The sequence below is a fragment of the Reyranella sp. genome, assembly GCF_044224635.1.
Taxonomy (GTDB): domain Bacteria; phylum Pseudomonadota; class Alphaproteobacteria; order Reyranellales; family Reyranellaceae; genus Reyranella.
In genome coordinates this window covers 74,577-99,478 of the sequence record NZ_JBGAKA010000017.1, presented here as the reverse complement: position 1 = coordinate 99,478, position 24,902 = coordinate 74,577, and the positions used below count along the sequence as shown (strand labels likewise).

Sequence of the window (24,902 nt, the reverse complement as noted above, 5' to 3'; positions counted from 1 at the left end):
GGCGCTCCCCTCGCTTGGCGCTAGAGGCGCGATCTGACCTCTCTCATAAAATTAAAAAGATCCTGTAATGCGCTGATAAATAGTGCTAAATTATGTCTCATTGTAGACACATTCATTTTGGATCCGGAAATGCAGCAGCCTTCAGTACTGCTGGTCGAAGTCGATGCCCATCAGCGCCGGGCCGCCGAGACCATGCTCATCGACCACGATCTCAGTGTCATCGCCGTCGAGAACGGTGCCCAGATGAGACGCCAGGTGTCGCGCGCGATGCCCGACCTCGTGCTGCTGGAAGTCGACCTGCCGGGACAGGAAGACGGCTTTGCCCTGACCCGGTGGCTGCGCGAGAGCAACACCAAGGTCGGGATCATCATGTTGACGGCGTCAAACGATCCTGGCAGCACGGTGCGCGGGCTCGACAGCGGCGCCGACGACTACGTCGCCAAGCCCTACGAGCCGCGCGAGCTTCTGGCACGCTGCAAGAGCGTGCTGCGCCGGTCCGCCAACAAGTCGATGCCGCCGCGCCTGGAGCGCATCCGCATGGGCCGGCATGTGCTCGATCTCCCGGGCTGCCGGCTGATCGACCCCGACGGCGGCGACGTTGCCCTGACCTCGGCCGAGTTCGACATGCTGAAGCTGTTCGCCGAGAATCCCAACCGCGCCCTGTCGCGCGACTGGCTGCTCGAGACGACCAGCCATCGCAGCCGCGATCCATTCGATCGGGCCATCGACCTGCGGGTCACCCGGCTGCGCCGCAAGATCGAGCCGATGCCCGACAAGCCGACGGTCATTCGCACGGTGCGTGGCATCGGCTATATGTTCGTCCCGCCCGCCGAATAGGCTACAAGGGCGGCCTCTCCGGAGCGACGCGCGGGTCGGTCGGGGCCCGTAGTTCAGTGGTTAGAACGAGCCGCTCATAACGGTTATGTCGCAGGTTCGAATCCTGCCGGGCCTACCACCCCGACATCGATGAAGATTAGAGTGGGACTGCACCTGCCCGCGCCTGCCATTCCAGCTCGCTGGCCTCGGCCTCCAGACCGGCAGCGTACTGCATCAGCCGTTGTCGATCGTCTGGATCTGTCAGCCTGGGAGCCCAACTCCTGGCGAGCGCGGCCTTGTCCCGTCTATCGTCGGCAAGACGCTGCAGCTCGATGTTCACGATCATCGCACCGCCCCAAGTATCGTGCGGCGCCGCCAAGGCTTCCCACGGCCTGGCCGCGCCGTTCAGAGGAGCTTCAGCCAAGACGGCGGTCCTTGTCCATCCAAGAATGATGAAGGTGTCGATGGACAATGGTCACCGATGCCGCCGAAGTAGCGGCTTCGAAGGCCTTGCCGGCCTCGCGGTCCCGACCTGCTCGCCTAGCTGAGTGTCATCCCCGCATAGCCGTTGGCCGCGACCTCGTCGCAACGGGCGCGATAGGCTGGTGCGCCGCCCTGATACTGCAGGATGCGCCGCACGTCCCGGCCCTCGACGTTGGAATTGATGCCGGTGAGCCAGGAGTCGACCTGGGCATAAAGCATCCCTTCGGCCAGTCCCTGGACATGATGCGTCCACTCGGCCTCGGCACCGGCCGTCGCCTCGACCCTCGTGATGCCCCGGTCGCGCGCGTCGCGGATCAGGCCGGCCACCCAATCGACGTTCTGCTCGATGCAGCGCGGAATATTGCACCGCGTCGACGCATTGTGCGGGCCGACGATGGTGAGCAGGTTGGGGAATCCCGCCGACATCAGGCCGAGATAGGTCTTTGGCCCCTCTCTCCAATGGTCCTTGAGGCTGCTTCCATCGGGGCCGCGGAACTCGATCCTCTCGAACGCCCCGAGCACGGCATCGAAGCCCGTCGCGTACACGATCATGTCGAAGGCGTGGTCGGTCACGCTGGTCCTGATACCGCTCTCGGTGATGCGGTCGATCGGCGTGCGACGCGTGTCGACCAGACGGACATGCGGCAGGTTGTAGGCCTCGTAGTATCGGGTTTCCTGCGGCACGCGGCGGGTGCCGAAGCCGTGGCACTTGGGGATCAGCATTTCCGCCACCACGGGATCCTTCACGCGCTGGCGGATCTTGCGGGCGACGAAGTCGCTGAACAGGGCATTGGCCTTGGGATCGGTGAGGACGTCGCGAAAATTCGCCATCCAGATGCTGAAGCCCGGCTCGGCGTAGAGCTTCTCCCAGAAGGCTTCGCGCTCCTCGGGCGTCACCTCGAAGGTGCCGCGCGGATCGGTGTTGTGGATGTAGCAGCCCGGCGTGCGCCGCAGCAGCTCGAACATCTGCGGATAGCCCGCCTTGATCGTGCGTTGCTCGTCTTCGGTGATCGGCCGATTGTGCAGCGGCGTGCACCAGTTGGGCGTCCGCTGGAAGACCGTGAGCTCGCCGACCTGCGAGGCAATGGTCTGGATGACCTGCACCCCCGTGGCGCCGGTGCCGATGACCGCGACCTTCCTGCCCGTGAAGTCGACCGGCTCGCTCGGCCAGCGACTGGTATGGAAGGCTTGGCCGCGGAAGCTCTCGACGCCTGGGATGCGCGGCAAGGTGTGAGCTGACAGCGGGCCAATGGCGGTGACCAGGAAGCGCGCGGAGAAGCGCTCGCCTGTGTCCAGCATCACGGTCCATTGCCGCTGGGCGTCGTCGAAGACGGCCGAAACGACGCAGGCGTCGAACTGGATGTCGCGGCGCAGGTCGAACCGGTCGGCGACGTGATTGAGGTAACGCAGCGTCTCCGGCTGGGCGGCGAAATGTTCGCTCCAGTTCCATTCCGCCAGCAGCTCCTCGGAAAAGGAGTAGCCATAGGTATAGCTCTCCGAATCGAAGCGCGCGCCGGGATAGCGATTCCAGTACCAGGTGCCGCCCAGGCCGCCGCCGGTCTCGAAGACCCGGACCGACAGGCCGATCTCGCGCAACCGATAAAGCTGGTAGAGGCCGGCGATGCCCGCGCCGATGACGATCACATCGAAGGGGGCATTTCCGACAGATTTGCCATTATCCACGACCAACGCCATCGAATCCTCTTCCACTGACGTCACCCCACTGGACCTGACAGGCGCTCGATTCTTATCGCAAATGCGCGCCTGTCCTGAAAGGGAGCAGCGACGCTGCCGTTTCGTGTGACGGTCGGCCAGAGTGATAGGGCGGCCTGTCTCCTGATGAGCGAGCACGGTGTCTCGATCCTCGCCCGACCGGGCGAGCGAGAGCCGCGTGCCGAAATGCCAGACGACCGGGAAGCCAAACAAGGCCGGCACGCCTCCGACTGACGGTCGGCGTTTCTTGACATCGGGTCGACACGCCAGCTTCATCGAGGCAGTGAAAGCAGCGGCTTCCATCGCATCCCAATTCAAGTGCCGTGAAACCGGCCGACAACGAAAGCGGACTCGTGGGAGGACAAGGGAGATGGTCGATCGACTGACAAAGCGAAGGCTGCTGGCTGCCACGGCTGGCGGCGTCGCGACCGTGGCGGGCTCGGGCGCGAGCGCCGCCGATCCCTGGCCGGCCAAGACGATCCGCGTGCTGACGCCGTTCGGTGCCGGCGGCTCGATGGACGTGCTGTCGCGGCTGCTCGCGCCGATCGTGTCGGAGCAGCTCGGCCAGCCGGTGGTTGTCGAGAACCGCCCGGGCGCCACCGGCGCGGTGGCGATGGCGTCGGTGCTCTCCGGGCAATTACGCGGACTGGTGCTCAGCCACACCGCGCGGATGCCGGAGTTTCCCGACGTGCCGACCTTCGCCGAAGTGGGCTACGCCGAGGTCATCCGCGTGGCCAATATCAGGCTCGAGTAGCCGCAGGGCGCAACGCCTTCAGTCCGGGGGATGTCGAATGTTTGCCGTATCAAGACGAATGTCGAGCCTGTTGCTGCTGGCGGTCGGGCTGGTTGTCCCGGCGGTCTCCTCCGCCATGGCGCAGACCTATCCCTCACAGCCGATCCGGTTTATCGTCGGTTTCTCGCCGGGCAGCGCCACCGATCTGGTGGCGCGCTACCTGGCCGAGGATCTGCGCCAGCGCCTCGGCCAGCCGGTCATCGTCGAGAATCGCCCGGGCGCCAACGGCAGCATCGCCGCGACGATGGTCGCCCGGGCGGCGCCGGACGGCTACACGATCCTGATCAGCAATGCGAGCACGATGACCACAAACCATCTGCTCTACAAGGACATCAAGTACGATCCGCTGGTCGACCTCGCGCCGGTGGCGATGGTGATCTCCGCCCCGTTCGTGCTCGTGGTCAATCCGAGCAATCCGAAGACCAAGTCCGTCGCGACCTTCGCCGATTTCGTCAAGCTTGCGACGTCCAAGCCGGAGTCGATCGACTATGGCACGGGCGGCATCGGCAATCTCGCCCATCTGTCGTTCGAGCTGCTGGGCACGACCATCGGCGCCCGCATGGTGCACGTGCCGTATGCCGGCGCGGCTCCGGCGCAGGCCGCCCTGCTCTCCGGCCAGATCGACGCCGCGTTCGACACGCCGAACGCCCTGCCGCTGATCCAGTCCGGCAAGCTGAAGGCCCTTGCGGTGTCGACGACGGCTCGCTGGCGCGACCTGCCCGACGTGCCGACGGTCGCCGAGGCGGGCTACCCGAGCTTCGCCACCTCGTTCTGGACCGGCGCGGTCGCCCCCGCCAAAACGTCGCAGCCCGTGATCGACACCCTGTACAAGGCGATCGTGGCGGCGACCGAGGACCCCAAGACCAAGGCGCTGCTGCTCGGCCAGGGCAACATCGAGGTGCTCGACCCGGGCGGCTTCGCCGAGAAGATCGCCCAAGAAGGCGCGCTCAACGCCGAGGTCCTCAAGAAGGCGGGGATCGAGAAGCAGTGACGCAGCGAGGGCACCAGCAGCGTGCGCTGCCTGTGCCCGCAGGACGAGAAACTGTCGGTCCGCTCGAAGGGTGTGCGCTTGCGAGCGCCGCACCTCAGGCGGCTGCGAGATCCACGGACAGCGCTGCGGGAAGCCGCTCCAGTCCGTACACGCGCATCGCCGTGCCGCTGAACAGCGCTGTCTTCTCCGCCGCACCCGCACCGGCGGCCAGGCGCTTGAAGGCGTTCCACAGCACCGCGTAGCTGCACATTCCCTTGTCGACAGGGAAGTTGCTCTCGAACATGCAGCGGCCGGCGCCGAACGACTCGATGCATGTCTCGATGTAGGGTCGCCAGGTGTCGGCCAGCGCCTGCGAACCGGGCGGTTGCGGCCGGCGGTGGAAGTCGAAGCCGGTGACGTACATTGCGAGGCCACCCAGCTTGACCACGACGTTGGGCAAGGCCGCCAGCGCCAGCATGCGCTGCTTCCACTCGGCAAACACCTCGGCCTGCTTAGCCACGAAAGGGCCGATGCCGAGCGGGCCGCCGACATGGTCGACGACGATCGTGAGCTCGGGCACGGCGCGGGCCAGCGCGATCACGTGCGGCAACTGCGTATGATAGCACCACACGTCGAGCGGCAGGCCGTGCCCGGCGAGTCGGCGCGCGCCCTGAGCGAAGGCCGGATTCTCCAGCGGGCCGGGCGGCGGCGCGACCAGGTTGGTCGTGACCTCCGGCGAGGGATGCCAGGCGGTGCGGTTGCGGATGCCGCGGAAGCGCCCGCCGGCCGCGGCGCGGTGCGCGTCGAGCAGCGCGTCGACCTTGTCGCCCACGGTCAAGTCGACCATGCCGATGATGCCGGCGCAGGCGCGCGTCGGCCCGTGGCGGCCGCTCGCGCTCGCGGCAGCGACGCCGGTGACGAACTCGGTCTCCCCCAGCGACCGTTCCTCGACCGGCCCGGCAGCGCGATACATCTCGCCGCACTGCACGAAGATCGTGGCGCGGATGTCGTGGCCGCTGCCTGTATCGGCCAGCAGCTCGGGCAGGAGGTACGAGTCCGCGCCGCGCTGCCACAGGTGATGATGCGGATCGACGATCGGCAGGCCGGGCTCGAGCACCGGTTCCTCGGTCAATCGCAGCCACTCCTCGCGTACGATGATCTGGCGGCCGTGGCCCAGCAACGGATCGGTGACAGCCATCGTCTACTCGATGCGGATGTTGGCGGCCTTCACCATGTCGGCGAAGAACGCGATCTGCTGCTCGCGGAAGGCGGCGAACTCGGCGACCGTGTTGGGCCGCGTGAGCGCCCCCAGCTCGACCAGACGCGCCGCCGTCGCGGGCGCGCGGAACACGGCGTTCATCTCCTCGTTCAGCCGCGTGATCAGCGCCGGGTCGGTGCCGGCCGGGACGAACACGCCGTTCCACTCCCAGGTCTCGAAGCCCGGCAAGGTCTCGGCCATCGCCGGCACGCCAGGCAGCACCTCGACCGGCTTCGGTCCGGTATGGACCATGCAGGTCACCTCCTTGGCCGAGCGCAGCGCCACCGTGCCCGGCACGTTGCCGAACTGCATCGGCACGCGGCCCGCGAACAGATCGTTGCGCGCCGCGCCCATCTCCTTGTAGGGCACGTGATTGATCTTGATGCCGGCGCGCTGGTTCAGGAGCTCGAGCGTGACGTGCTGCACCGTGCCGACGCCGGTCGACGCGCAATCGAGCCCGCCCGGCTTGCTCTTGGCGAGCGCGATCAGCTCGGGCACCGTCTTGGCCTCGAACTTGACGTTGCAATTCAGCGTGTTGGGCGCCTGCATCGACAGGAATACCGGCAACAGCTCGCGCAGCGTGTCGTAGGGCAGCTTGCCGGCGAACAGCGACGGGTTCACAGAGTGCGCGGTGGCGTCGTACAGCAACGTGTAGCCGTCGTTGGGCGCGCGCGCCACGATCTGCGCGGCGACCGTGCCGGCCGCACCCGGCTTGTTGTCGACGGTGAAAGCCTGGCCGAGCTTCTCCGTCAGCGCCGCGCACAGGATGCGGCAGATGACGTCGGCCGTGCCGCCCGGACTGTAGGCATTGACGACGCGCACGCCGCGCGCCGGATAGGCCTGGGCCTGCCCGATCGACGGCGCCGCCAACGCCGCAGCAGCGCCAAGAACGCCGCCCCTGAGCACGCTTCGACGCCGCAGGGTCGGGATACGCATAGTCGGGATACGCACACGCGACATGATCTTCCTCCGATCGCTCACGGCTCTCGCGGCCGCCGGCAAAACTCTGCGGGCGCGAGTCGGCCACCGGCAAGCGCTATCGGCGGCGATCGCCTGCTCTTCGAAACGGCGTCAGGAGCGACGCGACAAGGCCGAATTGTCGAAGGTCCTCCACGCAATGGCGCGCGCCAAGGGCCTGTCACGAAATAGGGGCTCCAGTTGGGACAACACTTCTGTCATCCTGAGCGCAGCGAGGACCTTTGAGGCAGCAATAAAGGTCCCTTGCTGCGCTCCGGATGGCAGCGATTCTGGAGCACCTGTCTCGTCACAGGCCCTAAGCGACGATGCGGAAGGGCAGATTGCCGTCACGTTCGAGCTGCTCGACGAGCTGCTGCTCCCAGGCAAGGTACTGCTTCATCTCGGCCTGGTTGCCCGTTCGCCGCCCGGCCACCCAGACCAGATGATCGATGATCTCCTCGTTCGACGGCACGGCAGGGCTTTCTTCGGTCGGGAGTCCGGCATTCACCCACGCGTCCGTGCCGCCCTCGAGCACGGCGATCCTGGCGTCCGTCAGGTCGCGCAGGTCGACCGACGCCAGCTTGGCCCGTACCGCGTCGGGCGAGGCGAGAACGATGCGCTTGGCCTTGCCGAACCTCGCCACCGCCTTGGCCAGCTGAGGCCGGCATCCCCACCTCGCACCGGGAATGTGTGCCTTGCGATAGCTGAGGCCCGGGCCGACATCGAGCACCGCGGCGTCACCGGCATCGATCAGCGCCTTCAGCTCCCCAGGCGTGACCTGCGATGTTTCGATCGACTCGAGCCCGAGCACCGGCTGCATCGCGGGACCGCGATCGACTGGCCCGGACCCGATTCCGCCTTCGAGCACGTAGACATCCCAGCCCATCTGGGCGAGCCAGTGGGCGGTGGCATCGGCGCGCACGCCGGTATCGTCGGTCAGCACGACCCTGGCGCCCCGCACGCCCATCCACTCGTCGGTGGTCTGGACCAGCTGGCCGCCGGCGATCGACAGCGCACCAGGTACGTGGCCATCGGCGTACTCGCGCCCGTCACGCACGTCGAACAGGAACGTCGTCCGGTTCCCGTCCTGGCGCCACGCGTCCAGGGTCTTGCGGTCGACCGACCCCACGCCGTAGCGGTTCTTCATTTCCGTGGCCCATTGCCGGGCCTGCGCCTGCCCGCCGGCCGAGACCGGTCCGAAGCTCCGGGTGCTGCCGAGCTGCGGCGTGAAGCCCGCCAGCGTCCAGCCCATCGTGCCGTTGCGGAAGGCGACGACCTTGTTCGGTATGCGTGCGTTGAGAAGGGTCTGCGCGCCAATGATGCTTCGCGTGCGGCCCGCGCAGTTCACGACCACGGTGGTGTCGGCATCGGGGGCCAGATCGTGGACCCGATAGACGAGCTCGCCGTTGGGGACGCTGATGCCGCCCGGCAGGCATTGCCGGTGGTGCTCCTCGGGCGTGCGGCCATCCAGCACGACCAGCTTGTCGCCGCGATCCTGCATCGCCTTCAGCTCCTCGGCGGAGATCGACGGCGTGTGGCAGGCGTGCTCGACCAACTCGCCGAACGACTTGCTGACCACGTTGTGTCCCATGAACAGCTCGTATCCGGCAGACTTCCAGGCATCGACGCCGCCGCCCAGCACGGCGATGTCGGAATAGCCGAGCGCAGCGAGACGCTTGGCGGCCCGTTCCGCGACCCCGTCTCCGCCATCCATCAGCACGATGGGCGTCGATCGGCGCGGCACCAGCCGGCCGATCATCGCCTCGAGGGTGGAATAGTGCAGACCAACCGACAGCAATGGATGGGCCATGCCCCGTTGACCATCCTCGCGCACATCGAGGAAAGCGAGCTCGCCGCCATTGCCGTTGATGATGTTGCGCAGTCGCTGCCTGAGGTCCTGAGGAGCGATGGTTTCGTTCGTCACTGCTTTAGTCCTTGAAGTTCAGAGATTGAATCGCTGCGGCCAGTAGAGCCGATTCACCTCGCTGTTCACAATACGCTGCTCGATTCGGGCAGGGCGACGGAAAGCGTGCCGTGATCATCGAGGGCCTGGGCGCAGCTCGGCAGGCCGTCGATCAAGCCCAGCGTTCGGGCTTCCAGAGCCCGGAGCGGATCATGGATTTACCGCAGGGCCTCCTCAGCGGCCGAACGGGTTGGGAATGTGCGGCAGCGGGATGTGGGGGACTGGAATGCTCGGCAGGGTCACGGGCGGCAGGCGCGGCAGCTTGTCGAACACGCCGGGCGGATCGGGGGCCGGGCCGCGCACGGCGGAGAACGACGGCGCCTCGATCGGGCCCCGCGCGGTGACGATCAGGTAAGGCGCCGACGGCACCTCGGCCAGCACGAAGCTGATCGTGGTGTCGGTCGTGGCGCGCGCGAGATCGGTGCGCGTGGCGATGCGGGCCGTGACGCCATTGCCCCGCAGCGTCAGGGGGCGGTCGGTGGCCAGGCCGCTGGCGACATCGATATGGCCGGCCAACACGTTGTCATGGTTGACGTAGCGGTAGAGCACCAGCGAGATCGCATTCAGAAGGTTGCCGACGCCGACACCGCCTCTCTCGCCGAGGGCGCTCATGATGTTGCCCAGGGTCAGGTCGATGGCGCCGCCCGCCGCACCGGTCGCCGCAGAGCCCAGCAGAGCCAGGAACCTGTCGGCGCGCGCCTGCACATGGCCCATGATGTCGGCGCTGCCGGCCAGCGAGCTTCTGAGCTCGGCGACGGTCGTCCCGGCGCCACGCAGGGCAATGCCGGTCGCGTCGAGACGGCCGTCGACGGCGATCCTGATGAAGCTGCCGATCTCGTTGCTGCCCGACCGGCGGCGCAGCATCCGGGCGATGTCGATGCCCCTCGCCTCACCCTTCAGGTCGAAGGAGAGTGACGGCTTGCTGCCGTCGATGACGCCGGACAGTGCGATCGTGCCGCCATTGAGGCCGCCCGTCAAACGCGAGACGGTGAGCACGCCGTCCTTCAATGTCGCGGCGATCTCGGCCGTGCTGAGCGGCACGGCGACTCCGCCGAGGCCGGTCGCGCTCACCTTCAGCGTGCCGTCGACTCTCTGCAACGGGGTGCCGATCGGGTGGGAGCCCGGGGCGATCGCCGCACGCACGGCGCCGCGACGGCCGGCCGCAAGGCCGCTGAAGTCGAGCATGCCGGTCCTGAGGTCCGCGTCGATCACCGGCTTGGCACCGGACAGGTCGACATCGATGATGGTTTCGATCGGCTGCCCGTTGACGCGGACGTTGCCTTTCCACGAAGCCCGTGCGATTGCCCCGCCAGCCTTCGCCTCAGGCGCGGCCAGCGCGCCACTGGCCATCACCTCCCAGCCCATGGCGTCGATGGTGAAGTCCTTCACGGCGAGCTGCGCCCAACTTCCGCTCGCATCGCCGGTCATGCTGAGCGGGCCGACACCGGATGGCGGCTGGCCGACGAGCTTCAGCACCCGATCGATGTCGGGTGCGCGGAACTCGAAGGCGGCGCTGCCCTTTGGCTCCTTTGTCCAGTAGTTGGCGATCGCCGCCCGCAGGTTCACCCGCGCGCCCGCCAGGCTGGCGATCCTGAAGCTGTTGAGGTTGAGCGTACCGGCGGTGCGGGCAGCATCGAGCTCGACGCTCGTGATCGCCTCGCCCTTCCAGTCGATGCGCTCGACCTTGAGCTTCAGTCCGATCGACGGTCCCAGCAGAGCGAGAATCGGCGTGACCTTGTCGACCGGCAGACGGAATCCCGCCTGCCCGCGGTCGGATGGCGGCAGGTAGGGATCGAGGTCGACCGTGCCGAGCTCGATGTGGGTGACGACCGACACCGGCACGGCGAAGGTCACGAGGATGCCGCCGGTGCCCGTGAGATCATCCAGCCCGAAGGCGGCATCGCTCACCGTGATGGTGCCGACCCGCGAGCCCATGCGGCCCTTCATGCTGAGGCGATTGAGCTTGTCGGCAGGAATCGAGGTGACGTCGACATCGAGCCACGCCAGGGTCTCGCGCAGCTTCTGCCCTTCGAGGCTGAAGCCGCCGGACACGGTCGGGCGTGCCGGATCTCCCGACAGGGTGGACGTCGCCTGCACGTCGAGGTCGCCCGGCAGGCTGACGCTGAACTTCGGCACGGCAACGAGACCGCTCTTTGCCTGAAGCTCCAGGACAAGGTTGCGCACCACCTTGCCCCTGTAGATGACCTCGTTGACCTCGAGGGCGAGGTTTGCACTGAAAGCATCCAGCCAGCTCGCGCCAGGCTGTGCCGCGCCCGCAGCCGTGCTCGTGGCCGCAGGCGTGGCGGGTGTGGGTGCTTCCTTCAGACCGTCTAGCAGCGCAAGGGCTGCCAGCCAGCGGTCGAGGTTGAGCCGCGGCGCCGCAAATCTGCCGTCGACCGCGAGGCCTGGCGCCAACGTCAGGGCCAGCGAACCCGTGCCGCTGTCTTCGCCCAGGGCCAGCGTGAAGTCTCTGGCAGCGACGGTCGTCGACGAAGCCTCGACCGAACCGTCGAACCTGAACTTTCCAGCCAGGAGCGGAGGCAGCGGAGGTTGCGGCCGGCCGGTCATCGCGATCAGCGCGCGCGCAAACGCCACGAGGTTGTCCGCCGAGGCGGACGCCTTGCCGCTTAGTCGCGCGTCAGAACCGAGTTCACTCGCAGTACCGGTAAACGAAAGCCGGCCATTGGCCGCCCGCAGGGTGAGGTCGATCGTATGGCCGCCGCCGCCCTTCGTCCCTGCGGCGAGGTCAATCGTCATTGGCACGTCGTTGACGGCGGCTGCTCCGGCCAGGGAGAATGGCCCTGCGACAGAACCGGCCGAAGCGGAGAGATTGGCTTTTGCCGCGACCATGGAGAGATCTGACCGGGCATCCCGGAAAGCCAGCGTGCCATTGTCGATTATCACGCGGGGAAGCGGGATGGCTCTCGATTCAGGCGTCGCGGGAAACAGCCAGTTTGGCTGCCCCGAAGCGTCGATCTGCAGGGCGATCCTGGGTTCGACCAGCGCCACTTCGGCGGGCCGCAATTCGCCGGTCAGGAGGCCGAGCAGCGACAGCCGCACCATGATCGACGTCGCCACGACCATGTCCGTACTGTCGGCACCCGCCACGTTGGAGATCCGAAGGCCATTCAGGGTGACCTCGGGCGTCGGCAACAACCCGAGATGAATCGGCCCGTCGATCGTCACGTCGCGCCCGGTCACCTGCTTCACCTGGGCGATGATCTCAGGCTTGTAGGCATTGGCGTCGACGAAGAAAGGAATCGCCGCGAGGGCTGCGACCAACAGACCAAGGAGGCTGGTGCCGATCAAAAGCTTCCTGCCGATCCTGCGGATCATCCGTTACTCCATTGCCGGTAGTGTGCCAGGAAGCGCCACGCGATCCGCACTCTCTCGACGCTCCGCGAGAGCGTCCTTCAGGTGGAACAGGCAATCCGCAGGAGCAACTCCCCCTGCACAGGCCTGCTCGATGCGGTCGGCAGCATCGGCGATGCCCGCCGCGCCGAATTGAGCCGCCAGCCCTGCCAGCTTGTGGGCATGCTGCCGGATCTCGCGGAGCGGCTGGCCCGCTTCGACAAGCTCCACCAGATCGGCCGTCCGCTTGACGATCTCCTCGCGAGCCTCCTGGATGAGGCTCGCCATCGCGGCATCGAAATCAGGCGGCGGGCTTGCCGATCGTGCGCCGCCGCAGGCCCGGGCGATGGCAGCCCTGAGCTCCGCCGCTGAGATCGGCTTTCGCAGCAGGATGCTTCCGGTCTGCTTGACGCGCTCTACGGCCTCGCGGGCGACGTCGGCCGTCAGGACGATGACGCGCGGCCGCTCCTGTTCCGCCGGCCACTGCTCGAGCAGCGAGAGGCCATCGCCATCGGCGAGCTGGAGGTCGAGCAGCAACAGGTCGAATTTCTGTCCGCGCGTCCGCTCGAGGCCCTGCCCGAGGCTCTCCGCCTCGGTCACGTCATGGCCGTCCAGGGCGAGCAACCGCGCGATGAGCCGCCTGATGTGGGAGGCATCCTCGACGATCAGGATCGAGAGGGCGCGCGCGGCCGCCCCCGGCTCGACCCGCGGCGCGCCCGCAGCATCTCCCTTCGCGGCGACGAAGGAGAGGACGAAGCGCGTCCCGCCGCCCTGGCGATTCTCAGCCGTCAGCGACCCGCCCATGCGCTCGGCGATGCGACGCGACAGCAGGAGGCCGAGACCCAACCCTTTCGAATCCTGGCGGCCAGCCCGGTCGAACGGCTCGAAAAGATGGGCCAGCCGCTCCTCGGGAATGCCCGGCCCGGTGTCCTCGACGGCGAGCGCGATCCGGGCCTTGCCGTCGGGCGCCTCGCTGACGCTCGCGCCTACGACGATGCCGCCGCGGGTGGTGTACTTGACGGCATTCGACAGCACCTGCAGGGTTGCCGCCGCGGCCTGCGTCGCCGCGCGCGACTGGCCAAGGCAGCGGCCGAGCAGGTCGAGCGGCGCCCGATCGCCCCACAAGGCGGCGGCCATGCCGAGACGCACGGCGTCCGGTGCCAGGGTCCGCGCGCGCTGGGTGATGATGTCGTCGATGTTGCTGTTGTCGATGGCGATGACCCGTTGGGGGTCGACACGCTGGGAGGCACCGGCGCCAACAAAGGCTCCCTCGCGATCGAGGGCGAGCGCGATCTGGCAAAGATCGAACGGCAAGCCGCTCGAGTTGGCGCCGAGCCAATCCACGACAGCATGAGCGCGCGCCGGCTCCTCCAGCAGCCCGGTGAGCAGCTCGAGCTGCTGGGCCGAGGCAAGCGGCTCGACATCCACGAAGGACGCGGCGCCCGGATAGACCGTCGAGCCGTCGCCGCGGATGGCGAGGACCAGCTTGAGCAGGCTCGCCTCGCCGCGCTGGCTGCAGGCGTGCACGAAGCCCACCGCCTCGTTGGGCGCGCGATGCCAGTCGTCGACGAAAAGCACGACCGGCAAGGCGAACCCCTCGAGCCACTGCAGCACCCGTGCCAGGGCGTCGATCAGGCGCACCGTGCCTTCGTGGCTCGTCAAGGCCCGGGGGACGGGCGGTGCTTCGCCGCCCGTCACTCCCTCGGCGGCGAAACCTGCGGCCAGCAGCGCGCCGTATTGAATGCCCAGGAGAGCGCGCAGGGAGGCCGCCCCGGAAGCCGGGTCATAGAGACGGCCGAGGGCCGCGTCGACCGCCTGCGACAGCGCGTCGACCACCGGACGCAGGCCGGCGCTCGACGTCTGGTCGGCATACTTGGCGCGTCCGACGATGGGTGCTGCCGGCGCCAGCTCCTGCAGCACCTTCTCCACCAGTGCCGTCTTTCCCACGCCGGACGGGCCCCGCACGACGATCAATCCGGGAGCGCGACGCTCGAGCATCGCGCGCATGAGATGCCTTTCCTTGAGCCGACCCGAGAAGACCGTCATGGCTCCGCAGGTGCCGCAACGAGGCGATAACCGAAGCCCGGCGCCGTCGCGATCAGGCTGTCGCCGTCCAAGTGATCGAGCTTGCGGCGCAACCGGCTCACCAGCACGTCGACCGACCGCAGGTCGGCGTCCAGGGGCGACCGGCTGATGACCGACAGCAGCTCCTGGCGGGAGACGATCTTCGCATCGGCTTGCATCAGGCGGGCCAGGATATCGAACTCGCCCCGCGTCAGGCGGGCGCTCTCGCCACCCCTGCTGACCGTGCGAGCGTCGAGATCGACGATCCACTGCCCCAGGACCTTGCGCCGGCGGCGGTCGCGGCCGGCGCGGCGCATGACGCTGCGGATGCGCGCGGCCAGCTCGCCATAGTGAACCGGCTTCACCAGGTAGTCGTCCGCGCCGAGATCGAGGGCGGCGATCCTGCCCTCGGGATCCGACCGCCGCGTCACGATGATCAGGCCGATGTCCGACTGGTCCCGCAGCTCGCGCGCGAAGCTCAAGCCGTCGACGCCGGGGAGGCCGAGATCGAGCACCACGACATCGAGGCGAGTCTGGCGCAGCAAGGCCCGGCACGCCAGGGCATCGCTTGCCTCGTGAACCCTGTAGCCGGCACCCCGCAGGGAAAGGGCAATCGCCTTGCGGGCCAGGTCCTCATCCTCGACAACGGCGACGTCGTACATGACCGCAAAACGTATCGCGCGGTCGATACCTTTCCAATGGCTCGATGCCGCCATGCCCCCTGGCAGTTAATGCCTCGTTAACCGCGGCTAGCGGAAGGCGGAGGTCAGAGCGCCATAGAGCGTGAGGTGGCCCGACGGTCCGTCGAGCAGAAGGGTCCAGTCCGTGAAATGGCCGGCTTCGGTGCAGCCGTGGCCGCGGCCGTGCAGGATCAGGCTCAGCATCTGACCGGGGCCGGTGAAGGAGCGGAACACCCCGGTTCCGGCGCCGCCGGCATTGCTGGTCAATTGCCATTCCTTGTAGAGCAGCGGGCCGAGTCCGTCGTCGGGCACGCCACTGCGCGGATCGACCTGGAAGATCGAGATGGTGCCGGGCATCGCGAGCGTCAGTGTGGCCAAGCTTCCCGCCTCGCCCCGGAACGAGAACACCAATTGTTTCTCGGTCCGCTCGACCGCCAGCGCGAACTTCGTGCCGAACTCCCGGAACTCGTCCGGCGCATCGGCCTCGCCCGTGGCCAGGGCAGCCTCCGAGTCGAATGTCATGTTGGCGATCTCGCGCAGGCGCGGCTCGCTGATCTGCTCGACCGCGACATAGCGGTAGCCGCGGTTCGAGCAACAGGCCCAGGCCAGCGCCGCATCGGACAGGAGGCATAGCGCCACCAGGGCTGCGACGATGCTGGTCAGGTATCTCATCGGGCGGCCAGGGTGGCGCTCCATTGTGGCAAATTGCCGGTGCCCTCAGAACCGCGAGCGTCTTCTCCTTCTCCCCAAGCTTCGCTGGGGAGAAGGAGAAGAGCGTTGCTAAAAGCCGAAGTCCCAGCCGATCCATTTCGCCAAGCCACGGCCCATCACCTTCTCCAGTTCCTGGTCGTGGTCCCTGAGCCACGGCAGCTCCTCGGTGAAGAACGTCACGCACTGCCGCCAGGTGCAGGGCATCCGCGTGATGTCCGTCCCCCAGAAGAACCGGTCCGGCCCGAAGGCATCGTAGATGCGATGCAGCGGCTCGTGCAGGTTCTTGTACGGATAGGGTTGCGTCGAGTAGGCCGGCGCGCCGGTCGCTTTCACGGCCACGTTAGGCAGCTTCGCGATCGCCAGCAGCTCGTCGAGATGCTCGATCGCGTCGACATCCCTGGTCAGCACTTTCAGGCCGCAATGGTCGATGATCAGCTTCAGCGCCGGATGGGTCTCGGCGATCCAGCGGAACTTCCTCAGGAACACACCTGCCTGCAGCGACACAGGCAAGCCCTCCTTCTCGGCGGCCGGCCAGATCCAGTCGAGCCGGCCGTCGACGATCATCTTCGGCTGCTCGCCATAGAGCAGCGCCCAGCGCAGTCCCATCATGCCGGGCTGGTTGCGCCAGCCCGGGATCAGCCGGACGTTGTCGGGATTCTCCGGCGGGAACTGGCCCATGATGGCGAAGCGATCGGGATATTTCTTCGCCGCCTCGATGGCGAGCGCATTCGAAGTCGGATCCCAGCTCGCCGGCGGATGGATCAGGCCCGCATCGACGCCGACCTCCGCCATCTCGACCAACAGCTCCTCGGCGCTGAGGCTCGGCACCTGGCGATGCCCGCCTCCTGGTGGAATGACGGTCTGCGACCAGATGTGGACCTGGGCATCGATGATCTTCATGAACGCGTCTCCAACCAACTGCTCTTCTGGGCAACCGACGGCTTACCGGGCACCGGGGCGCTACGGCGCGTAGAGGCCCTTCGACGCCGCCATGCTGACGGCGAATGCCTCGATCGCCTCGAGGGTCGGCGTCGGCACGCCGACGCTTTTTGCGAAGGCCACCGGTGCCCGCACGATCGACTCGATCTCCATCGGCCGGCCGAGATCGTAATCCTGCAGGATCGACGGGCGATGCTGGGTATAGACACGCTTGGCGCCGTAACGTGCATCAGGGCTGTCGTCGAGCACGACGCCGTGCGCCGCCGCGACCGCCAGAGCCTCGGCGTGCGCGCGCCGCGCCAGCTGATTGACGATCTCGGTCTTCTGGATGCTGACCGCTTGGCCGAGGATGAGACAGATCGTCGAGCCGGTGAGGTTGGCCATCAGCTTGTGCCAGATGTCGTAGCGAATGTCGGTGGTCGACGGCGAGCCGATGCCGGCGGCCTTCAGCGCCTCGCGCAACGCCTGGACCCGCGGCGTCTGGCGATCGTCGATCTCGCCGACCCACAGCGTGTTGCGTTCGGGTTGCTCGTTCACGATCATGCCCGGTTCGACCACATGGTTGGGCGAGGTGATGGCGCCGCCCAGGGTGCGCGCGTAGCCCACGCTCCTCGCCAGCGCGCCGCCCGGATCGAGGCGCGACAGATCGGGCGCCGGCGGCCGCGACTTGTCGAGGCCCTGGCCGTACCACCAGGGGATGCCGTTCTGGGCGAACACCACGGGCGTGTCGGGACCGAGCAGCGGGCCGACGCCGTCGGCCAGCGCGCCAAGCCCGGTCGCCTTCAGGGTCGAGATCACGGCGTCCTGCGGCCCAAGATCAGCCGGCCGGTCGCTCGCGCGCACCTTGACGATAATCTTCCGGTCGCCGGCGATCAGCGTCAGGCCCCGGGCCTTGATCGCCTCGAGATGGTCGCCGCGAACCACGACAGAAACCTCGTTGCCGGCATCGGCCAGGCGCGCCGCGAAATTGCCCCCGATCGCGCCTGCCCCAAAAACGCAAACACGCATGTACCGCTCTCCCCGTCCTGTCGGCTCGACAGGCGGCGACACCGTGCGGTGCCACGCGCGCGATCGTCAACACCCGCCGACCCGTCGGGAGCGCGCCACTCTCGCTCTTGTTCCTCCTCACTGGGGAGATGTCGGCGTAATCGCCGGCAGGCGCGCGGCTCGCGACGGCGAACGCGCGCGAGGGGCTCCTGACTCCTCCGTCGCGGCATGAGCGCGACACCTCCCCACGAAGCTGGGGAGAAGACTGAGAAGAGTGCCACGGATCAGGGCACTCCCGGCGCATGCCCCGGAGACACGCCACCTCAGGGCGTGACCTTCTGGCAACCCGCGCCCTGCCAGCGATATCCCTGCGCCAGGCTGCCCACCATGGTCCATTCGACGATGCAGCCCTGGCGCACCAGCGTCGGCGGGAAGCCGCCCATCGGCACCCACCAGCCGCCGCCCCAGCCCCAACCCCAGCCGCCCCACCGCATGTACATGGGTGGGATGCCGGGATCGATGTAGGAGGTGTCCCAGCGCCATTGCAGGATCTTGGTGCCGTCCTCAAGCTGATAGGAATTATCGGGGATGCGGCCCATGCTCTTCAGCAGCCCGGCCTCGGACGCGCCGGCCATCTCGCGCAGCTGCTTGTCGAACAGCGCATCGCGCTCGGCCTGCGTGGAACAGCCGGCGAGGCAAAGCACCACGAACAAGGCAAGGAGTCGCCGAGGCATGGAGACCTCCACCATCACCCTTCAACAGAGCGGCTCGGCAAGCGGGCTCAGCCTGACCCATGTCGTAGCAGAATTCATCGCACGGTGCCCCGGCGAACGCCGCGACTCACACAAGCGTGACCTGCCGGTTTGCGCTAACCTGTCAGCCGACTTCCAGATCGCATGGGCGTGCCGCCACCAACCTGCATCCGGCCAATTCTCAGGAGACGACCTTGACTGAACCACAGATTCGACTGACCAGCCTTGCGCACGGCGGCGGGTGTGGCTGCAAGCTCGCGCCCTCCGTGCTGCAGCAGCTCCTCGCCGATCAGCCGACGGTGGCGCCGTTCAAGCAGCTCCTGGTCGGCACCGAGCATTCCGACGATGCCGCGGTCTGGCAGGTCGACGACCAGACCTGCGTGATCGCGACCACCGACTTCTTCATGCCGATGGTCGACGACCCCTACGATTTCGGCCGCATCGCCGCCACCAACGCGATCTCCGACATCTATGCGATGGGCGGCAAGCCGATCATGGCGCTCGCCGTGCTCGGCATGCCGGTCGGCAAAATCTCGACCGAGATGGTGCGCGAGATCCTGAGGGGCGGCGCGGCAGTGTGCGCCACCGCCGGCATCCCGGTGGCGGGTGGTCATTCGATCGACTGCCCCGAGCCGGTCTATGGGCTTGCCGTGATCGGCCTCTGCAAGCCGTCCGAAGTGCGGCGCAATGCCGATGCGCGCGCCGGCGACGCTCTGCTCCTCACCAAGCCGATCGGCGTTGGCATCTATTCCGCGGCCATCAAGCAGAACGCCCTGCCGCCGCACGGCTATCCTGAGATGATCGCGACGACGACGCTTCTGAACAAGGTCGGCAGAGACCTCGCCCGCGATCCCGCAGTCCATGCCATCACCGACATCACCGGCTTCGGAGTGCTTGGCCATGCCTTGGAGATGGCACGCGGCTCGAAGCTCGCGCTCACGATCGAGGTGGCCAAGGTGCCATTGCTCGCCGAGGCCGCGTCGCTGGCTCAGCAGGGCTACGTCACCGGCGCATCGCACCGCAACTGGGCGAGCTACCAGGATCACGTCGCGTTGCCGGCAAGCCTGCCGGAATGGCAGCGCCATCTGCTCAGCGATCCGCAGACGTCGGGCGGCCTGCTGGTCGCCTGCGACGCGACGCGGGCAGAAGAGATTGCCGCCACCATCCGCGCCGCCGCCTATCCCGCGACGGCGATCATCGGACACACCGCGAAAGGCACGCCGGGCATCACTGTCGTCTGAGCGACGGCGTCGCCATTGCCGGCGAAATTGGCGGCTGTCACGCCGGGATTCCAAAGATTTCCTGATGCGGGCGATGCGTGCGGATCCTGCACACGCACCGCCTTGCCTCGGGTCGAAGCCGTCTCACGTCGATGGCTCGACGGTGAAGGTCAGCTTCTGGATCCCGGGCCGCGCCTCGGGCGAGAGGACCAGCTCGACCTTCAGGCGGCCGCGCGCGCAGGCCAGCACGACGTGGCCGGCCAGCGCATGCTCGGGCTCGATTGCCGCGACGGTCGTCGCCCCGCCCAGCCGCTGCTTAAGCTCGGCGAGCTGGGCGTTGCGCAGGTCGGGCGGCGTGTCGAGCAGCAGGTTCACCGCACAGGCATCGGCCACGTCCTCGATCCGGCCGGAGGCGTAGGCCGCAATCACGGCGTCGACGGCGCGGCGAAGCGCCGGCGATGGCGCAGCCGGCGCAGGTTTCGGCGCCGTCCGGTGCCAGATCTCGGCCAGTCGCGGCGTCAGCTTCGACATCGGCGCGTAGGTCCGGTTGCCGAACGCGAACACGCCCCAGCGACGGTCGGGCAGCATCAGCACGTGCGAGCCGTAGCCCGGCAGGCCGCCGGCATGGTGCAGGCGCCGACCGAGCTCGGCATCCGCCGTGCTCACCAGCCCGTAGCCGTAGGCGCTGGGCAGCGGGTCGCCCTTCTCGGGCCGGTAGGGCGGCGCGTGGTAGAGTGCCAGCTCGCGCACGCTGGAACGCCGCACCGGCCCGGCCTCCGGATCGTCGCGCGCCGGCCAGGCCGAAAGCAGGAAAGCGACCCATTGCGCATAATCGGGTGCGATGGTGACGAGGCCACCCATGGCACCGACCTCGCCGTCCGGCTCGAGCCGCTCGCGCGACCAGGCTGCGCCGTCGAGACGATAGCCGAAGGCATAATCGCCGCGCGCCGCGGCGAGCGCGTCGAAGGTGGTGCGGGTCATGCCGAGCGGTGCGAGGAAGGTGCGGCGCAGGTAATGCTGGTACGGCTCGCCGCTCACGTTGGTCAGCACGCGACCAAGCAGCGCATAGCCCAGATTGGAATATTCGAAGGCCAGGCCCGGCGGGCGGGCGAACAGCGTGCCCGTGGCGATCACGGCGTCGAGCTCGGCCGGCGTCATGCCGAGCACGCGGTCGCCCCATGGATCGTCGGTGACGAAGCCCGCGACATGGCACATCAGGTCGCGCGGCGTGACCGGCTTGCTGTCGCTGGTCGCGGGCTTCACCGCGGCGAACTGCGGCACGTACTCGGTGAGCGGCGCATCGAGCACGAGCTTCCCTGCATCGCGCAGCGACAGGATCGCCAGCGAGGTCATGTTCTTGGTCATCGAGGCAATGCGGAAGGCGGTGTCGCGTCCCACCGGACGCCCTGCCTCGCGGTCGGCCAGCCCCAGCGCCGTCACATGGACGAGCCGTCCCTTGTCGACGATGCCCGCGACCAGGCCCGGCAGCTTGTGCTCTTCGGAAAAAGCCGCGCAGGCGGCGTCGATCTCGGCAAACATGGCTGCACCATAGCGGGCCGCGATGGCATGCGTCGTCTCACAATCTCATCGAGATCTCATACCGGGAGCGCGCCCTCCTGCTGGAGTCAGCGCTCGTGGGGCGTCAGCTCGTCCAGTCGTTGCCCGTCCAGCCGTTCTCGTCGTAGTCGGCCAGGCATTGCTCGACGAGCGCTTCCATCGCCTTCAGGCTGCCGCCGCGCTGGGCACCGGTGAGGGCCTGGGCGCGGATATCCTCCCAGCCGCCGGAATAGTTGCGCTCGTAGAGCTCGTGGCGTCCCGCGAACTCGGTGCCGACGGCATCCCACAACAGCTTCATGACCTTGATGCGCTGGCGATGGCCGATGCCGTGCGAGCCGCGCACGTATTTCCGCAGATAGGCGTCGATCTCGGGATTGGCGAAGTCCTTCGCCGAGGACGGCAGGTAGATCAGAGCCGACGACATCGTGCGCTGGACAATGTCGCGGATGCGCGGCCACGAGTCGGGGGCGAAGACGCGGTACGAGACTGCCGCCTGCAGCTCGGGCAGCACGGCGTCGCCCTTCCAGGGCATCGGATTGTGGGCCATGGCGTTCGACAGCGACCAGAACAGATGGCGCCACGCCACCAGCTCGCCCAGCAGCACCTGGTTGGAGCGCACCTCGTCGCCGCCGGTCGCGCGCAGGGCCTTGGCCAGCAGCCCGCCGATCAGGTCGAGCTTCACGCAATAGCGCGTGCAGCCCTGGAACATGCCGCCGTGCAGGAATCCTGTTCCGGGAAAGAAGCTCATCACCCGCGCCGGGTCGCGATAGACGAACACGTCCTCCCAGGGCACGAATACGTTGTCGAGGACGAAGATCGCGTCGTTCTCGTCGAAGCGCGACGACAGCGGGTAATCGAACGGCGAGCCATTGCGCGACGCCGCCGCCTCGTAGGAGGTGCGGCAGATGAGCTTCAGGCCCGGCGCGTTGATCGGCACCATGAACATCAGCGAGAGGTCGAGGTCCTCGGTCGCTGTCTTCGACGACTGGCCCATGAAGTTGTAGTGCGTGAAGGCTGCCGACGTCGCCACCACCTTGGCGCCGGAAACGTAGATGCCGGCCGCCGTCTCCTTCTGCACGCACGCATAGACGTCCTTCACCGCCTCCGCCGGCAGGTGCCGGTCGACCGGCGGATTGACCAGCGCGTGGTTCATGAACGGCACCGCCTCCTGTGCACGCACGTACCAGCGCCGCGCGTTCTCGGCGTAGGGCCCGTAGTAATCCGGCACAGCGCCGAGCGTGTTCGAGAAGGCCGCCTTGTAGTCGGGCGTGCGGCCCATCCAGCCGTAGGACAGGCGCGCCCAGCCGGCGATCGCCTGCTGCGCGGCGATCAGATCCGCACGCGACCGCGGCACGCGGAAATAGCGATGGGTATAGCCGCCCGACCCGGTGTCGGTGGCGCAGGTAAGCAGGTCTTTGGTCTTCGGATCGTGCAGGGCATCGTAAAGCCGGGCGACCGAGCGCACTGCATTGCGGAACGCGGGATGCGTAGTGACGTCGGCCACGCGCTCGCCGTCGATATAGACGGCGCGGCCGTCGCGCAGGCTCGCGATGTACTCGGCGCCGGTGAAGGGCCGCTTGCGGTCGGCAATGAAGTCTTCAGGTTTTTCCATGGCTGCCCCCTCCCGTCTCCGGCTGCGTCTGGACGCCGTCCTGCCGGGATACCAAACTCGCCCGCCACAGAGGAGAACGCCCGATGACCGTCATCGATTCGCAAATCCATGCCTACGAGGCCAACACGCCCAAGCGGCCCTGGCACACCGTGCCGAACTGGCCGCCGCATGTCACCGGCGACGAGATGGTGGCGGCGATGGACAAAGTCGGCGTCGACGGCGCGATCTTCATCTCCGCCTTCTCGATGTACCGCTATGACGCCAGTTACGCAGTGGAAGTGCAGCGCGCCCATCCCGGCCGCTTCGGCATCGTCAAGCCGGTCGACCCGGACGATCCGGCGGTGGCCGACGTCGTGGCCGACTGGAAGAAGACGCCGGGTACGGTCGGCATCCGCATCATGCTGACCCAGGAGGCGGGCCGCGATCCCAACGACCCCGGCCTCGACCGCATCTGCCGCGCTGCCGTCAAGTACGACTTCCCGCTCAACATGCTGTGCTGGGGCAACCTCGCGGCTGGCGCGACCCTGATCGACCGCCATCCCGACACGCGCTTCATCCTCGACCATCTCGGCATCCTGCAGCCGCGCACGCCGCCCGCCCCGGCCGAGCCGTGGGCCGACCTGCCCAAGGTGCTTGATCTCGCCAAGCGCAAGAACGTGGTGATCAAGGTGAGCGGCGCCTGCACGCTCTCAAGGCAGCCCTACCCCTTCCCCGACATCTGGGAGCCGCTGGCCCGCATCTTCGACGCCTGGGGCTTCGAGCGCTGCCTGTGGGGCACCGATTGGACGCGCGCCTTCGCGGTGGTGAATTACGAGCAGGCCGTCGAGCCGTTCGTGAAGACCGACCGACTGAGCGCGAGCGAACGCGCCATGCTGATGGGCGGCGCCTGCGCCAAGGCCTACGGGTGGTCGCCGAAGAAGTAGCGCGGCTGACTCAACGTCTTGGCGACATACGTCGCCAAGGAGAAGCGTCCCGCCGACCGATGGGACGAGCTACACAGGCGTCGGCGTCCAGATACGGATGGTCCCGCTGCGGCCGCGCAGCTCGCGCTCGCCCTGGTCGTGCAGGGCGAGCGGCAGGGTGCCGCCGCCGATCTGGGTCACGACGGCGTCGCCCACCACCAGCGGCGTCTTGAGCTCGCGGGTCAGGCTCTGCAGGCGGCTCGCGACGTTGACCGTGTCGCCGATCACGGTGAAGGACAGGCTGTGCTCGCTGCCGACGTCGCCCAGCACGGCCGGGCCGTAGTTGAGACCAATGCCGATGGCGAGCGGCGGCTCGCCCCTCTGGTTGCGCGCCTCGTTCCAGGCGGCGAGCTCCTTCAGCATCAGGGCGGCGCAGCGCAGCGCGTTCAGCGCGTCGTGCGGGCTTGGCGACGGCAGGCCGAACACGGCGAAGATCGCGTCACCGATGTATTTCTCGACCGTGCCGCCGCAGGCGAAGATCTGGCCCGCCATGCGCTCGTGGAACTCGCGCAGCATGGCCACCACCGCCTCGGGGGCCATGGCTTCGGCCATGCGGGTAAAGCCCACGATGTCGACGAACAGCACGGCTACGGTCTGGCGGCGCACCGGGCCCAGCGGCTCGTCACTGTCGGCCAGCAGGTCGACGATGTTGGGCGAGAAATAGCGCGCCAGGTTGGCGCGCGCCCGCTCGGCGACGGCGCGCTCGCGGTCGAGCCCGCTCACGTAGGCGATGGTCTCCAGCGTCTTGTCGATGGTGAGCTCGAGGTCGGCGAGGTCGACCGGCTTGGTGACGAAGTCGAAGGCGCCGCGGTTCATGGCGGTGCGGATGTTGGCCATGTCGCCGTAGGCCGAAACGATGACGGCGCGCGCCGACGACTTGCGCGCGCGCAGCTCGGCGAGCAGCGTGAGCCCGTCCATCACCGGCATGTTGATGTCGAGCAGCAGCAGGCCGATGTCGGGCTCCTCGGCCAGTACCGCCAGCGCCTCCTCGCCGTGGCGCGCGAAGCGAAACGCGAGGTTGCCCTGGCGGATGCGCTGGCGGAAGCGCTGCTTCAACAGCAGCTCGAAGTCGGGTTCGTCGTCGACGGCGAGTATCTTGGCGGGTTCGCTCACG

General features: G+C 67.7%; 20 protein-coding genes and 1 tRNA gene. 6 read left to right on the top strand and 15 right to left on the bottom strand.

What is annotated here, in order from left to right:
- Positions 1 to 129 precede the first annotated feature (129 nt).
- Positions 130 to 837 (top strand): response regulator, encoded by a 708-nt coding sequence (locus ACILR9_RS16845; protein ID WP_395711108.1) that lies wholly within the window; start codon positions 130 to 132, stop codon positions 835 to 837.
- 42 nt (positions 838 to 879) lie between these two features.
- Positions 880 to 955 (top strand) — tRNA-Ile (locus ACILR9_RS16840).
- A gap of 18 nt (positions 956 to 973) precedes the next feature.
- Here ACILR9_RS16840 and ACILR9_RS16835 read toward each other — a convergent pair.
- Together ACILR9_RS16835 and ACILR9_RS16830 are read right to left on the bottom strand one after the other, a co-directional pair.
- Complete coding sequence (locus ACILR9_RS16835) at positions 974 to 1,288, bottom strand: hypothetical protein (protein WP_395711107.1); 315 nt, start codon at positions 1,286 to 1,288, stop codon at positions 974 to 976.
- 68 nt (positions 1,289 to 1,356) lie between these two features.
- Positions 1,357 to 2,994 (bottom strand): flavin-containing monooxygenase, encoded by a 1,638-nt coding sequence (locus tag ACILR9_RS16830; protein WP_395711106.1) that lies wholly within the window; start codon positions 2,992 to 2,994, stop codon positions 1,357 to 1,359.
- A 388-nt stretch (positions 2,995 to 3,382) separates the two neighbouring features.
- On the opposite strand from ACILR9_RS16830, the gene ACILR9_RS16825 reads away from it, so the two are divergent.
- Both ACILR9_RS16825 and ACILR9_RS16820 read left to right on the top strand, forming a co-directional pair.
- Positions 3,383 to 3,766 (top strand): hypothetical protein, encoded by a 384-nt coding sequence (locus ACILR9_RS16825; protein WP_395711105.1) that lies wholly within the window; start codon positions 3,383 to 3,385, stop codon positions 3,764 to 3,766.
- A 58-nt stretch (positions 3,767 to 3,824) separates the two neighbouring features.
- Positions 3,825 to 4,796: a Bug family tripartite tricarboxylate transporter substrate binding protein gene (locus ACILR9_RS16820; RefSeq protein WP_395711104.1), complete on the top strand. Its 972-nt coding sequence runs from the start codon at positions 3,825 to 3,827 to the stop codon at positions 4,794 to 4,796.
- A gap of 94 nt (positions 4,797 to 4,890) precedes the next feature.
- Here ACILR9_RS16820 and ACILR9_RS16815 read toward each other — a convergent pair whose 3' ends face one another.
- The 10 genes from ACILR9_RS16815 to ACILR9_RS16770 form a co-directional block, all read right to left on the bottom strand.
- Positions 4,891 to 5,973, bottom strand: a complete 1,083-nt coding sequence (locus ACILR9_RS16815) for an amidohydrolase family protein (RefSeq protein ID WP_395711103.1) — start codon at positions 5,971 to 5,973, stop codon at positions 4,891 to 4,893.
- Between the two features lie 3 nt (positions 5,974 to 5,976).
- Positions 5,977 to 6,993 (bottom strand): Bug family tripartite tricarboxylate transporter substrate binding protein, encoded by a 1,017-nt coding sequence (locus ACILR9_RS16810; RefSeq protein ID WP_395711102.1) that lies wholly within the window; start codon positions 6,991 to 6,993, stop codon positions 5,977 to 5,979.
- A 313-nt stretch (positions 6,994 to 7,306) separates the two neighbouring features.
- Positions 7,307 to 8,914 (bottom strand): rhodanese-like domain-containing protein, encoded by a 1,608-nt coding sequence (locus ACILR9_RS16805; RefSeq protein ID WP_395711101.1) that lies wholly within the window; start codon positions 8,912 to 8,914, stop codon positions 7,307 to 7,309.
- A gap of 213 nt (positions 8,915 to 9,127) precedes the next feature.
- Entirely contained in the window at positions 9,128 to 12,289 is a 3,162-nt protein-coding gene (locus ACILR9_RS16800; RefSeq protein WP_395711100.1) for an AsmA family protein, read from the bottom strand.
- 3 nt (positions 12,290 to 12,292) lie between these two features.
- Positions 12,293 to 14,350 (bottom strand): ATP-binding protein, encoded by a 2,058-nt coding sequence (locus ACILR9_RS16795; protein ID WP_395711099.1) that lies wholly within the window; start codon positions 14,348 to 14,350, stop codon positions 12,293 to 12,295.
- The gene (locus ACILR9_RS16790) at positions 14,347 to 15,030 is read right to left on the bottom strand and encodes a response regulator transcription factor (protein ID WP_395711098.1); all 684 of its coding nucleotides are present in this window, start codon (positions 15,028 to 15,030) and stop codon (positions 14,347 to 14,349) included. Before ACILR9_RS16790 ends, ACILR9_RS16795 begins: the two co-directional genes overlap by 4 nt.
- 87 nt (positions 15,031 to 15,117) lie before the next feature.
- Positions 15,118 to 15,720, bottom strand: coding sequence for a hypothetical protein (locus ACILR9_RS16785; RefSeq protein WP_395711097.1), 603 nt, complete (start codon positions 15,718 to 15,720; stop codon positions 15,118 to 15,120).
- Positions 15,721 to 15,828: 108 nt separating this feature from the next.
- The gene (locus tag ACILR9_RS16780; RefSeq protein ID WP_395711096.1) at positions 15,829 to 16,659 is read right to left on the bottom strand and encodes an amidohydrolase family protein; all 831 of its coding nucleotides are present in this window, start codon (positions 16,657 to 16,659) and stop codon (positions 15,829 to 15,831) included.
- A 60-nt stretch (positions 16,660 to 16,719) separates the two neighbouring features.
- The gene (locus ACILR9_RS16775) at positions 16,720 to 17,706 is read right to left on the bottom strand and encodes a ketopantoate reductase family protein (RefSeq protein ID WP_395711095.1); all 987 of its coding nucleotides are present in this window, start codon (positions 17,704 to 17,706) and stop codon (positions 16,720 to 16,722) included.
- Between the two features lie 302 nt (positions 17,707 to 18,008).
- Entirely contained in the window at positions 18,009 to 18,419 is a 411-nt protein-coding gene (locus tag ACILR9_RS16770; RefSeq protein WP_395711094.1) for a hypothetical protein, read from the bottom strand.
- Positions 18,420 to 18,631: 212 nt separating this feature from the next.
- Here ACILR9_RS16770 and selD point away from each other — a divergent pair, with 212 nt between their 5' ends.
- Positions 18,632 to 19,678, top strand: coding sequence for a selenide, water dikinase SelD (gene selD, locus ACILR9_RS16765; RefSeq protein ID WP_395711093.1), 1,047 nt, complete (start codon positions 18,632 to 18,634; stop codon positions 19,676 to 19,678).
- A gap of 123 nt (positions 19,679 to 19,801) precedes the next feature.
- On the opposite strand, the gene ACILR9_RS16760 is transcribed toward selD, so the two are convergent.
- Entirely contained in the window at positions 19,802 to 21,196 is a 1,395-nt protein-coding gene (locus ACILR9_RS16760; protein WP_395711092.1) for a serine hydrolase domain-containing protein, read from the bottom strand.
- Positions 21,197 to 21,299: 103 nt separating this feature from the next.
- Complete coding sequence (locus ACILR9_RS16755; protein WP_395711091.1) at positions 21,300 to 22,826, bottom strand: 4-hydroxyphenylacetate 3-hydroxylase N-terminal domain-containing protein; 1,527 nt, start codon at positions 22,824 to 22,826, stop codon at positions 21,300 to 21,302.
- Between the two features lie 83 nt (positions 22,827 to 22,909).
- Here ACILR9_RS16755 and ACILR9_RS16750 point away from each other — a divergent pair, with 83 nt between their 5' ends.
- A complete protein-coding gene (locus ACILR9_RS16750) occupies positions 22,910 to 23,749 on the top strand; it encodes an amidohydrolase family protein (RefSeq protein ID WP_395711090.1) in 840 nt (279 codons plus the stop codon).
- Positions 23,750 to 23,818: 69 nt separating this feature from the next.
- On the opposite strand, the gene ACILR9_RS16745 is transcribed toward ACILR9_RS16750, so the two are convergent.
- Positions 23,819 to 24,901: an adenylate/guanylate cyclase domain-containing protein gene (locus ACILR9_RS16745; protein ID WP_395711089.1), complete on the bottom strand. Its 1,083-nt coding sequence runs from the start codon at positions 24,899 to 24,901 to the stop codon at positions 23,819 to 23,821.
- Position 24,902: the final 1 nt, after the last annotated feature.